Genomic DNA, 298 nt, shown 5'->3' on the forward strand with positions numbered 1-298 from the left:
ACCGTCAGCGGCAGCGCCGCCAGCGGCACGAACGCCGCCGGCACCATGTAGTCCGGCAGCTGCCCCACCAGATGCGCGCGCAGCGTCGCCGCAAGCTGCGCTTCCTGCGCCTCCTCTGCGGCCACCACATACGCCACCAGCTGCGGCTCGCCGGCCCGCTCCTCGCGCGCCACCACCACCGCCTCGCGTACCCATGCATGTCCGCACAGGTGCGCGGCCACCTCGCCCGGCTCGATGCGAAAGCCCCGGATCTTGACCTGCTCGTCGGTGCGCCCCAGAAACTCCAGATTGCCGTCCG

1 protein-coding gene is annotated in these 298 nt (G+C 72.1%); it reads right to left on the reverse strand.

Annotated elements, in window-relative coordinates; translation table 11 throughout:
* Positions 1-298, reverse strand: a 298-nt coding sequence (locus VSR82_RS40200; RefSeq protein ID WP_498858946.1) for an AMP-binding enzyme, incomplete at both ends; no start/stop codon positions are given.

The organism is Burkholderia sp. JPY481 (genome assembly GCF_038900515.1).
Classification (GTDB): Bacteria; Pseudomonadota; Gammaproteobacteria; order Burkholderiales; family Burkholderiaceae; genus Paraburkholderia; species Paraburkholderia youngii.